The following is a 13,959-nucleotide window of genomic DNA, read 5'->3' as shown; positions in this document are numbered from 1 at the left end:
CTGACCATCAGCGGCCCGCGAAGGCGTGGCCGTGGAGATAACAACATGAGCTTTATTAACTCTTCTCCCGCGGCGGCAAAGCGCGGGAAACGGCAAGCTATACATCGTTTTTCCTGGGTATCCCTGCTGGTCTGCTGGCTGATTTGGGTACTCAACGCCTACGATCGCGAGATGATCCTGCGCTTAGGCCCGGTTATCTCTCGCGAGTTTTCGCTTTCACCCGAGCAGTGGGGCAACATTGTGGCGCTGATTATGGTGGCGCTGGCGGTGCTGGATATTCCCGGCTCTGTCTGGAGCGACCGCTACGGCTCCGGCTGGAAGCGCGCCCGCTTCCAGGTGCCGCTGGTGTTAGGCTACACCGCGCTCTCGTTTATCTCCGGTATTAAAGCCATCAGCCACGGGCTGACGAGCTTCGTGCTGCTGCGCGTGGGGGTAAACCTCGGCGCGGGCTGGGGCGAGCCGGTCGGCGTGAGCAACACCGCCGAATGGTGGCCGAAAGAGAAGCGCGGCTTCGCCCTTGGCGTGCACCACACCGGCTACCCGATTGGCGCGCTGCTAAGCGGCGTGGTGGCGAGTATCGTGCTCACCACCTTTGGCGAAGGCAGTTGGCGCTACTGCTTCCTGGTGGCGCTGATTGTCGCCATTCCGCTGATGATCTTCTGGGCGAAGTACTCCACCGCCGCGCGCATCAACACACTTTATAACCACATGGATGAGCAGGGCTTTACCCGGCCAGCGACGCAGGAGAGTAACCGCGTGCAGAAAGGCGACGGCATGAAGACCTTCGTCAAGACGCTGCGCAACCGCAATATCTCGCTGACCGCCGGCAACACGCTGCTTACCCAAATCGTCTATATGGGCATCAATGTGGTGCTGCCGCCGTACCTGTATCACGTTTCCGGACTTTCCCTGGCCGCTTCCGCCGGGCTTAGCATTATCTTTACGCTCACCGGCACGCTTGGCCAGGTTATCTGGCCGTGGCTGTCGGACAGTCTGGGGCGCAAGCGAACGCTGATTTTGTGCGGCCTGTGGATGAGCGTCGGCATCGCGCTCTTTTACTTCGCCACCAACATGCCGCGCCTCGTCGCCATCCAGCTCTTTTTCGGGCTGGTGGCGAACGCCGTGTGGCCGATTTACTACGCGATGGCGTCCGACTCCGCCGAAGAGAGCGCCACCTCCACCGCCAACGGCATTATCACTACCGCCATGTTTATCGGCGGCGGGATTTCGCCGCTGCTGATGGGCTGGCTGATTCAGCTTGGCGGCGGCTGGGAGAGCGCGACCGGCTACGTCTACACCTTCTTCACCATGGCGGGCTGCGCGCTGCTGGGCGTGCTGCTGCAACTGATGACGGTGGATAAAACGCCGCGCCACAGCCATTAAACAAGCATAACGCCTGCTTTGCACAGGCGCAGAAGAACTGACCCCTCGCCCCGTCCGCCTGACGGGGCGAACCTGACGATAACGGGCGGACATCAGCATGATTATTACTACAGCGCTGGCCAATGAGATTGTCTCCCGGGCGATGGCGATTATTCATCATAACGTCAACGTGATTGACCACCGCGGGCAGGTCATCGCCTCCGGCGAGCGCCACCGCCTCGGTGAACAGCATGAGATCGCCCGCGAGGTGATCCGCACCGGCAAGCGCATCAGCATCCACAACGCCGCGGAAGCGGCGCGTTTTGAGAATGTGCATCCGGGCATTAATCACCCGATCCTGGTGGACGACCAGGTGGTGATGGTGGTGGGCGTGAGCGGCGACCCGGCGGTCATCAGCCGTTATGCGGAGCTGGCTATCCTCACCGCCGAGCTGCTGGTGCGCCAGTCGCTGGAGATGCGCGAAGTGAACTGGCGCCAGCGCCTGCGCGACACGCTGTTTGCGCAATATCTGGAGCACGGCGAGGCGCCGCAGGGCCAGGAAGCGCTCCGGCGGCTCGCCGAGCTGGGCTTCACCCTCGCCACGCCGGTGGTGCCGGTGGTGGTGATGGTGGAAGTGGCGCAGCAGCACTTAAGCGACGTGCTGGGCACGCTGCTGAGCGAGTTTTCGCAGCTTGCGGGCGTGAAAGAGGTGATCCTGCTCGGCAGCAACGAGATCCTGATTTTAGGATCGGTGAAAGAGGATCAGGAGGCGCTGCTCGACCGGATCGGCTTTATCCTCAGTAACCAGATAAGCCACTACCACATCGGCGTGGGCGTGCGGGCCGACAGTGCGCCGGATATCCGCGAGGCTATCCAGTTCGCCCGTTCGGTGATTGAGGTGGGCAGCAAGGTGCAGCCGCAGCGGCAGGTTTATTATTTCCGCGAGATGGCGATGCTCTGCCTGTTCCGGGTGCTGGAAAACAGCTACATGTTCAACTTCTTTAATAACAACGTGCGCCAGCTGCTGGAGCACGACTCCGGCGAGGCGCTGCTTGATACCCTCGACTGCTTTATCAATAACAACGCCGAAGTGGGGAAAACCTCCCAGCAGCTCGGCATTCACCGCAACACGCTGGCCTATCGCCTGGCGCAGATTAAAAAGCAGATCCAGCTCGACCCGATGGTCTTCACCGACCTCGTGCAGCTTTCGGTGTCGGTGCACTGCTACCGCCGCCAGAACCCGCGCCAGAGCGAGTGGATCGATACGCTGAGCTAAAAAAGCCGCCCCTGAGGGCGGCTTTCTTTATGCGGCATCCGCCAGCATAAACATGCCGTAGGGGTGAATTTCCAGAAAGTACGTGTCCCCGACGTCCGGCTGCAGGCGCGTGGCGTTCACCTGCAGCAGGATCGGCTTGCCCTGCCATTCCACCACCACTTCATACTGCGGCCCCATATAGGCGACGTGGCGAATCACGCAGCGCTGGCTCTCGCTGCCTTGTTCGCTAAGCGTAATCGCCTCCGGCCGCACGCCAATGGTGCCGTCACCGGAGGCGGCGAAATGCGCCGGGCGCGGCAAACGGTAGCCGTGAATCTCCACAAACTCCGGCGTAAAGCGCGCCGGAAAGAGGTTCGCGTCGCCCATAAAGCTCGCCATAAAGCGCGAGGCGGGCTGACGGTAGAGATCCTGCGGCGAGCCCATCTGCATAATGTGGCCCTTGTTCATCACCAGCACCGTGTCGGAGACGGCGAACGCTTCGCTCTGGTCGTGAGTGACGTAAAGCGAGGTGATGTTGAACTGCTTTTGCAGCTCGCGGATTTTATCGCGCATGCTGCGCCTGAGGTTGGCGTCGAGATTGCTGAGCGGCTCGTCGAACAGCAGCACTTTGGGCTTTAAGATAAGCGCCCGCGCCAGCGCCACGCGCTGCTGCTGGCCGCCGGAGATTTGGTCGACATAGCGGTCGGCAAAGCCATCGAGATCGACAAGCGAAAGCGCCTCATTCACCCGCGCTTTGATCTCCGCCTTCGGCGTGCCGAGCATCTTCAGGCCGTAGCCAATGTTTTCGCCAAGCGACATATGGGGAAAGAGCGCATAGGACTGAAAGACCATGCAGATATCGCGCTGCTGAATAGAGCGGTGAGTCACGTCTTCGCCATCAATAAATATTTGCCCGTCGCTCGGCTTCTCAAGCCCCGCCACCAGCCGCAGCACGGTGGTTTTGCCGCAGCCGGAGGGGCCGAGCAGCGTCACCATCTGCCCTTTCGGGATAGCGAGGTTAATGTTCTCAATCACGGTATTGGCGCCAAACCGTTTCGTGACGTTACGCAGTTCCACAAAATGTTGTTGTGTCATGGTTAAGCTCCGTGATTACGCCTGGTTTTTGGCTTTCGAACGCGAGATGCGCGCCTCGCCGATAAGCCAGTCAAAAAGGAAGATAATGGCCAGCATCACCACGATAAGGATTGAGCCGTAGGCAATCGCCACGCCGTACTCGCCATCCTCCACGCGGTTTAAGATGTAGGCGGTCGCCACCCGGGTATCCGGCGTGACGAGGAAAACAATGGCGCTCACCGTGGTGATGGCGCGCACAAAGCTGTAGATCAGCGCCGAAAGAATGGCCGGGCGCAGCAGCGGCAGCAGAATATTCACAATGGTGCGGTACGAGCCGGCGCGCAGGCTGAGCGACGCTTCATCCAGCGATTTGTCTATCTGCCCGAGGCCCGCAATGCCCGCGCGAATGCCCACCGGCACGTTGCGCATCACCATGGAAATAATGACGATGGCGGCGGTGCCCGTGAGATAAACCGGCGCGCTGTTAAAGGCGAGGATATAAGAGACCCCGGCCACGGTGCCCGGCACGGCGAAGCAGAGCATGGTGGTGAACTCAATGGTCTTTTTGCCCCGGAACTGCTGGCGCACCACCACCCAGGCGATAAGCAGGCCGAACACGGCGGTGATCGGCGCGGCGATGCCTGCGTAAAGCAGCGTGTCGAGCAGCGAAGGCCACGCCCCGTCGTCCATTCCCTGGCCGAACAGCTTGATGAAGTTATCAAGCGTCAGGGTGTAATCCACGCCCCAGTTCACCGTAAAGCTGCCGTAGAAAATGCTGCCGTAAAGCAGCGCGTTGAAGGCGACCCATACTGCCAGCAGCGCCACCACGCTCCACACCAGCGTCGCCGGCAGCGGCTGCACGTCGCCGCGATAAGACTTGCCGGAAACGGTCACATAGGAGCGTTTGCCGATCCACATGTACTGCACGCAGAACACCAGCAGCGAGAAAAGCAGTAAAAAGACGCCCAGCGTGCTCGCCGCCTGGTAATCAAGCTGTGAACCGGTGATGTAGAAGTAAATCTGCGTCGCCAGCACATCAAAGTTGCCGCCGAGCACTAATGGGTTGCTGAAGTCCGCCAGCGACTGCACCACCACAATCAGGAAGGCGTTGGCGAGCGCGGGTTTCAGCAGCGGCACAAAGACGCCGTTGAAGGTCTGCCAGCGGCTGGCGCGCAAGGTATAAGAGGCCTCTTCCAGCGACGGATGAATGGTTTTGATCGCCCCGTCCAGAATCATAAAGGCCATCGGCGTGAAGGCGAGCACCTGCGCCAGCCAGATGCCGGTAAAGCCATAGAGCCAGTTCGTGTTGGTCAGCCCAAACCACTCCACCATAAACTCGGTAACGTAGCCGGAGCGCCCCATCATCAGCGTTACGCCAAGCCCCACCACAAAAGGCGGCGTTACGATTGGCAAAATGGAGAAGATGCGCCCGATAACGGCGCTGCGCTTAGCGATGCGGGTGGTGTAAATCGCCAGCACAAGGCCAAAAAAGGTGCAGCCCACGCCCACCGCCACGGAAAGCGCAATAGAGTTAATAATCACCTGCACGATATGCGCCTGCCCCAGCACCGCCGTGAAGGCGAGCGGCGCGAATTCGCCCGCGTCGTTGGTGAACATAGGGATAAACATCGCCACGCTCGGCCAGACGATAAAGACGCCGATAAGCGCGACGATGGCGATAAGCGAGCCAATCACAAACCGGTCGCCGCCAAGCCACTCCAGGCGCGAGAGCGCAAGCGTCATGATGGCGCCGAGCGCGATAAACAGCACGATGGCGGCATAGCCCATGCCGCGCCCGGCAAGCGTTGCGCTTACCACGACAAAAGCCATGCAGAAGAGCGCCCATCCGGCGTCGAAGGCGTGGCGCTGGCGCTGCTCGCGGGCGGGCGCGTGAAAGGGGCGCAGCAACAGCAGCGACGGCAGTAAATACCAGAGCAGGCTGATATTGAGCTGCGACCAGCCGTAGGCGTCGAGGATCTCCTCACTCGTGGCTTCAAACAGCCCGTAATCCAGGCTCCAGCTCGGCAGCAGCGCGAACGCCAGCCAGCCGATCGCCACCCAGACGAAAATCGCCTCCCGCTTGTGGGCGGGACGCAGAAGCAGTGTTTCAGACATAAGCGCCTCATGGGGCAAAGGGGGAAAAACGGCGGGTGAACGGCGTCACCCGCAGGCGGTTATTTACCCATTTTCACGTCGTTGACCCACTTGTTGATGAGCGCTTTGCGCACGTCAGTGGAGCCGTATTTATCCATGTCGTAATTAATGAGCTTGAGGTCGTCGAGCTTGAGCGACAGCGGCGAGGTTTCCGCCGTGGTGTTGGTCAGGATCTGGTACGATTTGCCCTTCTTCCAGGCGAGCTCCTGCGCCTCTTTAGAGAGCACCCAGTCCACAAACAGCTTCGCGTTATCCATGTTGCGTGCGCCCTTCAGCACGCTGACGCCGCCGATTTCATAGCCGGTGCCTTCGCACGGGGAGATAAGCTCCAGCGGCGCGCCCTGCTCTTTTTCCAGCGAGTAATCATGCAAAAAGCCGATGCCGATGGCGGTTTCGCCGCGCGCCGCGTTACGCGCCGGGGCGATGCCGGACTTGGTGTACTGGGAAACGTTGCCGTTAAGCTGCTTTAAGTACTCAAACGCCTGGTCTTCGCCCCAGAGCTGTACGAAGGTCGCGAGCGCGGTGTAGGCGGTGCCGGAGCTTTGCGGGTCCGCAATCTGGATTTCGCCTTTGTATTCCGGCTTCGTCAGGTCTTTCCAGCATTTCGGCACCGGCAGGTTTTTCTCTTTCAGCCGCTGAGTGTTAACGCCAAAGCCAAGAATGCCGACATAGACCGCCGAGGAGTAGTTGCCCTTTACCTTCGCCGGGTCGCGGAATTTCTCCATGATCTGGCTAAGATTGGCGGACTGATAAGGCGCCAGCAGGCCCATCTCGCCCGCCTGCGACTGCGGGTCGAGCGTGCCGCCGTACCAAACGTCCGCCTGCGGGTTTTTCTTCTCGGCGTCCACTTTGGCGAGCGTGCTGCCGGAGCCGTTGCGGATAAACGAGGTTTTCACATCATACTTGTCGCCGAACGCTTTGGTTTCCGCTTCGCACATTTCGTTTGTGGCGCTGCAGTACACCACCAGGCGGCCTTTCGCCTGCGCCGCGCCGCTGAAGGACGCAAGGGCAACCCCGGCGGCGACCAGAGCGGAGAGGGCTGTCATTTTCATGTTGTTATCCTTATCAGAGGTGAGGTGGCGGAGCAGGACCGGCATCGGCCCGCTCCTGTGCGCTGACGCCCGCCATAAAGAGCGGCATCAGCAATAAACCCATCAGCATGGCGGCGATAAACAGCGTCGCGAACATCCCCGGCCAGCCGTAATGCTCAATCAGTTTTGAGAGCGGCCAGCCGGCGAGCGCGGCGCCCAGGTAGGCAAAGAGCCCAAGAAAGCCGGTTATCGACCCCGCCGCGCCTTTGTGACCGCACTCAACGGCCGCGAGGCCAATCAGCATCTGCGGACCGAAGACAAAAAAGCCGATGGCGAAAAACGAGACCGCCAGCAGCGCGTAGTGGTGCACGGGCGAAAGCCACAGCGCCGCCACCGCCACAATAAGGCCGAGCGTGAAGAGCAAAATCATCGGCGCCCGCTGGCCGCTGAAGAGCAGGTCTGAACCCCAACCGGCGAACAGCGCGCCGAGCAGCCCGCCCACTTCAAACAGCATTACCGTGGCGTTGGCGTTCAGCAGATTCACGCCGTGGCTCTCCGCAAGCCACAGGTTGCCCCAGTCGTTCAGGGCGATGCGAATCAGATAAACCAGCACATACGACCCGCCGAGCAGCCAGATCATCGGGTTTTGCAGCACGGTGCTGCGCAGCATCTGCCAGAGCGTCATCGGTGGGCTTTGTTGTTCTTGTCGCAGCTCCAGCGGGTCGTGCCGCCATTCGCCCACCGTGGGCAGCCCCTCCTCCTGCGGCGTGCCGCGCAACCGCCCGCACAGCCACAGCCCAAGCAGCGCGCTGATTATCCCTGGTGTCAGCATCGCCGCCTGCCAGCCCCACGCGTGGGCGGCCAGGGCGCAAATCAGCGGGATTATCGCCCCGCCGATATTGATAGAGGTGTTCCAGCAGCCCCACCAGAAACCGCGTTCGTTGCGCGAATACCAGTGGGTCAGCAGCCGGGCGCAGGGCGGCCAGCCCCAGCCCTGGAAAAAGCCATTCAACGTCCAGATAACCAGCAGCAGCGACAGGCTGTCGCCCAGCGCAAACAGCATGTTCAGCACGCCGGTCATCAGCAGCCCAACGCCCATAAAGGCGCGGCTGCCATGGCTGTCGTGCCAGAGCCCGGCGGCGAACTTCGAGGCGCCGTAGCTTAAATAGAACAGCGAGCCGAGCAGGCCGATATCGCTCTTGCTTAAGCCGAGGTCGAGCTGCAACGCGGGCAGAACAAAATTGACGCTTTTGCGCGTCAGGTAAAACGCGGCATAACCCATCACCATTGAGAACAGCAGGCGCGGGCGCAGCGCGCGGTAGCGACAGTCGATATCGGCGCGGGACAGACCTTGCTGGCTCATGATTTCCTCCGGCTTGAGCTGACTATAAAAAAGGGGACGGCAAAGGGGATGAGACTCGTTCCAGGAGCACTAAGACTTTTTCCTGGTCAGGGGCGGTTTTGTGACAAAAGTGTGGGCAGGTTAACAATAACGCGCGTACCACGTCGGTTTTCCAGCAGCAGCTCGCCGCCGAGCGCCTGCACCCGCTCGCTCATGCCCTGAATGCCGAAGCCTGGCCGGTGAGCGAGACTGATGCCGTCGCCGTTGTCGTGTACTTCAAGGCGCAGCCAGCCGCCCTGCTCGCTAAGCGTAATCACGACTTCGCTGGCGTTGGCATGCTTGCACACGTTGTTGAGCAGCTCCTGCACCAGCCGGTAGAGGGTGAAAACCACCGTTTCGTTGCCGGGCGGCGCGCTGAGACGGTAATCAAAACGGCAGGCGATGCCGCGCGCTTCGAAGGCGAACTCGTTAACCAGATGGCGCAGCGCCTCGTCCAGCCCCATCTCATCGAGCACCGGCGGGCGCAGCTGGCGTAAAAGCTGGCGGGTAGAGTGGTGAATACGGCGCGAAAGCGCGGTTATCTCCTCCGCCGCCTGCAGCGCCACGGGCCGATCGCTTGCCCGCTTTACCAGCTGCGACTGGATCTGAATGGCGGTAATGTTCTGGCCGATTTCGTCATGCAGCTCACGGGCGAGGTTTTTACGCGTGTCCTCTTCGGCGTGGATAAGCTGTTCGGTGAGCTGGCGGCGCGCCTGCAGCTCCACTTCGAGGCGCTGGCGGTAACGGTGCAGGTTGCTGGCGAGATGTTGCTGGCGGCTGATGGCGATGCCAAGCCCGATGCCGAGCAGCGCCTGGGTAGAGAGAAAAATCTCCAGCTCCAGCACGTTGCTAAAACCGCTGCCGAACTGGCGCGCGGCGGCAATCATCATGCTGCCGAGCAGCGCCGCCAGCACCCCGCCCTGCCAGCCGAATTTCCACGCCATTACCACGTTTGGCAAAAACACCACAATCAGCAGCAGCCTTTCGATTTCCGGCGACAGCACCATTTGCGTGCCGATGCCGATGATAAAAAAGAGGCTGCACCAGAGAATAAGCGAAGTGCGCAGCGGCGGGTTGCTGGCATCCAGCCCCAGCAGATGATAGCGGTGCTGCTGGCGCAGATAGTCATAAATCAGGTAAACGAAAGGGGTCAGCAACACGCCGCCGGTAAACGAAGCGAGCAGAATATAGCTGGCCCTGCTCTCCACCAGCCACGTCAACGCCAGCGTCGTTAACAGCGAATTGACTATCACGGCGGCGAGCAGCAGCGAAAGGCGCTGCCAGTAGAGCGGGAAACGGTGCCAGTAACGCTGCGCGCCCAGCGCAGGCAACAGGCTGATAAAAGGCGCGAAGAGTACCGGCCAACCTGAGAGCAGCCCGGCATGCCACAGCCAGAGCGTTATGGCGCATTGCGGCAAAAGCAGCGTGAGCCAGTAGCGCCGGGCCAGCAAAATCAGCAGCGCCAGCAGCACTCCCTGCGGCAGCAGCAGCGCCGCCTGTTCGCCGTTATGGGTCAGGTAGTGGCTGATGGTCCAGAGCATCAGCCAGCCCGGTCCCCAGGCGAAGAGGATAAACAGCGACAGCACCCCGTAGCGCAGCGAGCTTGTCATCCGTGTCCCGTCAGCAGTTGATTTTCCAGCGCGAAGTGCACCAGCTCAATGGTCGTGGCGCATTGCAGCTTGCCCAGTACGTTGGCGCGGTGCACGTGCACGGTTTTATGGCTTAAGTCGAGCTGCGCGGCGATGGCTTTCACGCTTTCGCCCTTCACCAACAGGTCAAAAATCTCGCGCTCGCGGGGGGTTAACACCTCAAGGACCTTAGCTGGCTGCGCCCCGCCCCGCAGGGCGCGCAGGGCGTCAGCGCACAGGTAGTGCCCGCCCATGCCTACGGAGCGCACCGCCTGCACCAGCTCCTCTGGCCCGCAGCTTTTGGTGAGATAGCCGCTTGCGCCCGCGTCCAGCGCGCTTTGCACAAAAGCGGGGGTATCGTAGATGCTGAGAATAATAGCGCGAAAGCCAGGCCGCCGGGCGCGCAGGCGCTTAAGCAGGCTAAGACCGTTTTCATCCGGCATCGCCACGTCCAGCACGGCGACATCCACCGGCTGGCGCGACAGCATCGGCCAGGCTTCTGCGGCGCTGCTGTACTGCCCCTGCACCTGGATATCCGTTTCCAGACTTAACAGCTGGGCAAATCCCGAGCGCACCACCACATGGTCATCGACCAGTACCACACCAATCATCGTCGTCACTCGTGAAAAAAGATGACGTCATGATGCTTGTGAATCATTGTCTGGCAATCATATTGTTGACGTTATGTAACAGGCGTAGCAAAAAAGCGCGAAGGGGCGATGATGAAGGCTTACACAGGCGTGAGGCAATAACACGGCGCGGGATAACGTTGAGGATTGGCGAGGCGGATTTACGCTCCCGTAAACGTCGCTACTCCCCGAACGTCTGCGCCCACAGCACCACAACATTAATCAGAACGAGAAGCGCTAAAAACAGGCACAGGGCGCGACCGGCGGTGAGAAAACCCTTCATATCCCTTCCCTTATGAGAATGACGTTATGCCTTCATGCTGGTGAAGAAATGTCAGGCAAAGTGGGAGAGAGTAAGGGGCTGTGTAACAGGCTGTTTCGTAACGGGGAAACGCGGGGGCGAAACGCCCCCTGAAGATTATTTCAGGCTGCCGACCAGCGCCTGGCGCTGCTCTTCAAGCTGGATAGTACGGTTGCAGACATCGCGGCCGAACTGCTGGAAATCCGCTTCCTGATTTTTCCATTCGTTTTGAATGGCGGTTTGCAGACCGCCCAGGCTTCCCAGCACCCCTTGCAGCGGGTTGCCGCCGCCCTTGATGACCGCTTTAGCGCCCATCTCGTTGATGCTGTCCTGCAGAATGCCGCCCATCGCCTGGTTCACCAGTTGCTGGCCGTCGGCGCGCACCTGATCGATGGCTTTATAGTGGAAGGTCAGACCGTCGGCGCGATGCTCAATGATACGGTTCATCTGCGTTTTAAGCTGCTTATCAAGCTGCGTCAGGCGGTTGCGCATGTTGCTGCTCTCGCCCACCTGCTCGGTGATGATTTTATCGAGCGCCACGCGCCCTTTTTCCACTCGCGAGCGCGCGCCGTCATCAATCCACGGCAGCGTGGCGCGCAGCTGTTTCTGGTAGTCGAGCGCCTGCTGGCGCTGGGCGACATTCAGGCTTTGCGTTTTGCCGTTGAAGGTTACGCTGCCGTCGGGGCCGATAAGCAGGTCGCCATTTTCTCCCACCACCTGGACGGTCTGGGGTTTTAGCACCACGTCGTCGCGCGGCGTGACGCTGCACTGGTAGTCCGCGTGGGCCTGCGCTGCGGTAATCAGCAACGCCCCCAGCAGGGCTTTACGCATCATAGTGACTCCTGTAAGACAAAACGGGCCGGTTAAACCGACCCGTTACACGGCATTAATCCCACCACACGTCGAAGAGGTCGCTTAAGCGGATCTCTTCAAGCTTTTTCTCTTCAAGCCAGTTACGCACGATAGCCTGATCTTCTTCGGTGCATTTGCCAATCTGCTCTTTGCAGACCAGCCCTTCCCAGGAGAGGTAACCGCTGCCGTCGAAGGCAAGGCCGTTGGGCGCAATCACTTCGTTGATGAAATCATCAACGGTTTTATCAATCTGCTCTTCCGTGGTGCCTTGCGGGAAACGCCAGGCGACCGAAAATCCCAGCTCCTGGAATTCGTCGATGTGCATCTTTTTACGCAAGCGGCGGCTGCGGTGCTTTGCCATTATTTCACCCTCTCGAACATTAAGTCCCATACGCCGTGGCCAAGACGATGGCCACGCTGTTCAAATTTGGTCACCGGGCGCGAAGCCGGGCGCGGTACGTAGTCGTTGCTCCCGGAAAGGTTTTTGTAACCCTCCAGAGAAGACATCACTTCGAGCATATGTTCCGCATAAGGTTCCCAGTCGGTCGCCATGTGGAAGACGCCGCCGAGCTTGAGCTTGCTTTTCACCAGCTCCGCAAACGGCGCCTGAACGATACGGCGTTTATTATGGCGCGCTTTGTGCCATGGGTCAGGGAAAAAGAGCTGCACCATGGCGAGAGAATTGTCAGGAATCATTTTGTGCAGCACTTCCACCGCGTCGTGACACATCACGCGCAGGTTCTCCACGCCCTCTTCGTGGGCGGAGCTCAGGCAGGCGCCAACGCCCGGCGAATGCACTTCAATGCCGAGGAAATTTTGTTGCGGATTGCTTTTCGCCATCTCCACAAGCGAGGCGCCCATGCCGAAGCCAATCTCCAGCGTTACCGGCGCTTCGCGGCCGAACAGCGCGGCGAAGTCGAGCGGTTCATCGCTGAACTCAACGCCCATCACCGGCCAGTAGTGGTCCAGCGCGTGCTGCTGCCCTTTGGTCAGGCGTCCCTGGCGGCGGACAAAGCTGCGAATCCGGCGCAGCGGGCGGCCGTTTTCATCAAATTCCGGTGAAATGACGTCGTTATTCATGGCGATTCATCTGTTTGAGTTAGTGTTCGGAAAACGGGCATTATCCAAAGATAGGGGTTCGATGCAAGCGCCGGAAAGTTCCTGTTTACAGCCCTCAGGCGCTGTGCTGCAATCTGCCTCTCTTCTTTTTTAAGCCGGACCCCACGCTTTAATGATGCAGCCACAGCAATTCTCCCGCCAGGTGCTCGACTGGTACGATAAATACGGGCGCAAAACCCTTCCCTGGCAGCAGGAAAAAACGCCTTACAAAGTATGGCTTTCCGAGGTGATGCTGCAACAAACCCAGGTGACGACGGTAATACCTTACTTTGAGCGCTTTATGGCGCGCTTTCCGACGGTGACCGATTTAGCCAACGCGCCGCTCGACGAGGTGTTGCATCTGTGGACCGGGCTTGGCTACTACGCCCGCGCCCGCAACCTGCATAAAGCGGCGCAGCAGGTGGCTTCACAGCACGGCGGCAGGTTTCCGGAAAACTTCGACGACGTTTCAGCGCTGCCGGGCGTGGGCCGCTCCACGGCGGGCGCGATTTTATCGCTCTCACTTGGTCAGCGTTTTCCGATTCTTGACGGCAACGTCAAACGCGTGCTGGCGCGCTGCTACGCTGTAGAGGGCTGGCCGGGCAGGAAAGAGGTGGAAAAGCGCCTGTGGGAGATAAGCGACGCGGTGACCCCGGCCCAGGGGGTGGAGCGCTTTAACCAGGCGATGATGGATCTCGGCGCGCTGGTCTGCACCCGCTCAAAGCCGAAATGCGAGATTTGCCCGCTGAATAACGGCTGTGTGGCGTATGCCCAAGGCACATGGGCGAAATATCCCGGAAAAAAACCCAAACAGCAGCTGCCGGAGAAGGTAGGCTACTTCCTGCTGATGCAGCACGAGAATGAGGTCTACCTGAATCAGCGTCCGCCAAGCGGGCTGTGGGGCGGTCTTTTCTGCTTTCCGCAGTTTGGCGACGAAGCGGCGCTGCGCGACTGGCTGCACGAGCGCGGCCTTGAAGCGCACGGGCTGACGCAGCTTACCGCTTTTCGTCATACATTCAGCCACTTCCACCTGGACATCGTGCCGATGTGGCTTTCCGTGTCCGGCAGCGGCGCATGCATGGATGAGGGAACGGGTCTCTGGTATAACTTAGCCCAGCCGCCCGCCGTCGGGCTGGCGACGCCTGTAGAGCGCCTGTTACAACAATTACGCGCCGGGGCGCTGGCTTAAGCCGC

At 60.2% G+C, this 13,959-nt stretch carries 12 protein-coding genes; 3 read left to right on the top strand and 9 right to left on the bottom strand.

Annotated elements, in window-relative coordinates; genetic code table 11:
- The first annotated feature begins 45 nt into the window (after window positions 1-45).
- The gene (locus IEX01_RS10580; protein ID WP_188723810.1) at window positions 46-1,383 is read left to right on the top strand and encodes an MFS transporter; all 1,338 of its coding nucleotides are present in this window, start codon (window positions 46-48) and stop codon (window positions 1,381-1,383) included.
- 97 nt (window positions 1,384-1,480) lie between these two features.
- Window positions 1,481-2,638 (top strand): CdaR family transcriptional regulator, encoded by a 1,158-nt coding sequence (locus IEX01_RS10575; protein WP_024558983.1) that lies wholly within the window; start codon window positions 1,481-1,483, stop codon window positions 2,636-2,638.
- 27 nt (window positions 2,639-2,665) lie between these two features.
- Here IEX01_RS10575 and fbpC read toward each other — a convergent pair whose 3' ends face one another.
- The 9 genes from fbpC to trmB all read right to left on the bottom strand — a co-directional run bounded on the left by fbpC (window position 2,666) and on the right by trmB (window position 12,747).
- Entirely contained in the window at window positions 2,666-3,712 is a 1,047-nt protein-coding gene (fbpC, locus tag IEX01_RS10570; RefSeq protein WP_024558982.1) for a ferric ABC transporter ATP-binding protein, read from the bottom strand.
- A 15-nt stretch (window positions 3,713-3,727) separates the two neighbouring features.
- Window positions 3,728-5,806 carry an ABC transporter permease gene (locus IEX01_RS10565; RefSeq protein WP_024558981.1) on the bottom strand — a complete coding sequence of 693 codons (2,079 nt, stop codon included), beginning with the start codon at window positions 5,804-5,806 and terminating at the stop codon, window positions 3,728-3,730.
- Between the two features lie 59 nt (window positions 5,807-5,865).
- Window positions 5,866-6,897: an ABC transporter substrate-binding protein gene (locus IEX01_RS10560; RefSeq protein WP_024558980.1), complete on the bottom strand. Its 1,032-nt coding sequence runs from the start codon at window positions 6,895-6,897 to the stop codon at window positions 5,866-5,868.
- A gap of 13 nt (window positions 6,898-6,910) precedes the next feature.
- Window positions 6,911-8,239 carry an MFS transporter family glucose-6-phosphate receptor UhpC gene (gene uhpC, locus IEX01_RS10555; RefSeq protein WP_188723809.1) on the bottom strand — a complete coding sequence of 443 codons (1,329 nt, stop codon included), beginning with the start codon at window positions 8,237-8,239 and terminating at the stop codon, window positions 6,911-6,913.
- 86 nt (window positions 8,240-8,325) lie between these two features.
- Window positions 8,326-9,867, bottom strand: a complete 1,542-nt coding sequence (locus IEX01_RS10550; RefSeq protein WP_048887963.1) for an MASE1 domain-containing sensor histidine kinase — start codon at window positions 9,865-9,867, stop codon at window positions 8,326-8,328.
- Window positions 9,864-10,496 (bottom strand): response regulator transcription factor, encoded by a 633-nt coding sequence (locus IEX01_RS10545; protein WP_024561827.1) that lies wholly within the window; start codon window positions 10,494-10,496, stop codon window positions 9,864-9,866. The genes IEX01_RS10550 and IEX01_RS10545 overlap by 4 nt, the downstream gene beginning before the upstream one ends.
- A gap of 436 nt (window positions 10,497-10,932) precedes the next feature.
- Window positions 10,933-11,649: a YggN family protein gene (locus tag IEX01_RS10540; RefSeq protein WP_024556921.1), complete on the bottom strand. Its 717-nt coding sequence runs from the start codon at window positions 11,647-11,649 to the stop codon at window positions 10,933-10,935.
- Window positions 11,650-11,701: 52 nt separating this feature from the next.
- Entirely contained in the window at window positions 11,702-12,028 is a 327-nt protein-coding gene (locus tag IEX01_RS10535; RefSeq protein WP_024561221.1) for a YggL family protein, read from the bottom strand.
- Entirely contained in the window at window positions 12,028-12,747 is a 720-nt protein-coding gene (gene trmB / locus IEX01_RS10530) for a tRNA (guanosine(46)-N7)-methyltransferase TrmB (RefSeq protein WP_024556919.1), read from the bottom strand. Before trmB ends, IEX01_RS10535 begins: the two co-directional genes overlap by 1 nt.
- A gap of 154 nt (window positions 12,748-12,901) precedes the next feature.
- On the opposite strand from trmB, the gene mutY reads away from it, so the two are divergent.
- Complete coding sequence (mutY, locus tag IEX01_RS10525; protein WP_373289686.1) at window positions 12,902-13,954, top strand: A/G-specific adenine glycosylase; 1,053 nt, start codon at window positions 12,902-12,904, stop codon at window positions 13,952-13,954.
- The last annotated feature ends 5 nt before the right edge of the window (window positions 13,955-13,959 follow it).

Origin of the sequence: Franconibacter daqui (genome assembly GCF_014644275.1) — a bacterium.
GTDB lineage: Bacteria > Pseudomonadota > Gammaproteobacteria > Enterobacterales > Enterobacteriaceae > Franconibacter > Franconibacter pulveris.
The sequence above is the reverse complement of the archived record's forward strand: the minus strand, read 5'-3'. Positions and strand labels throughout refer to the sequence as shown.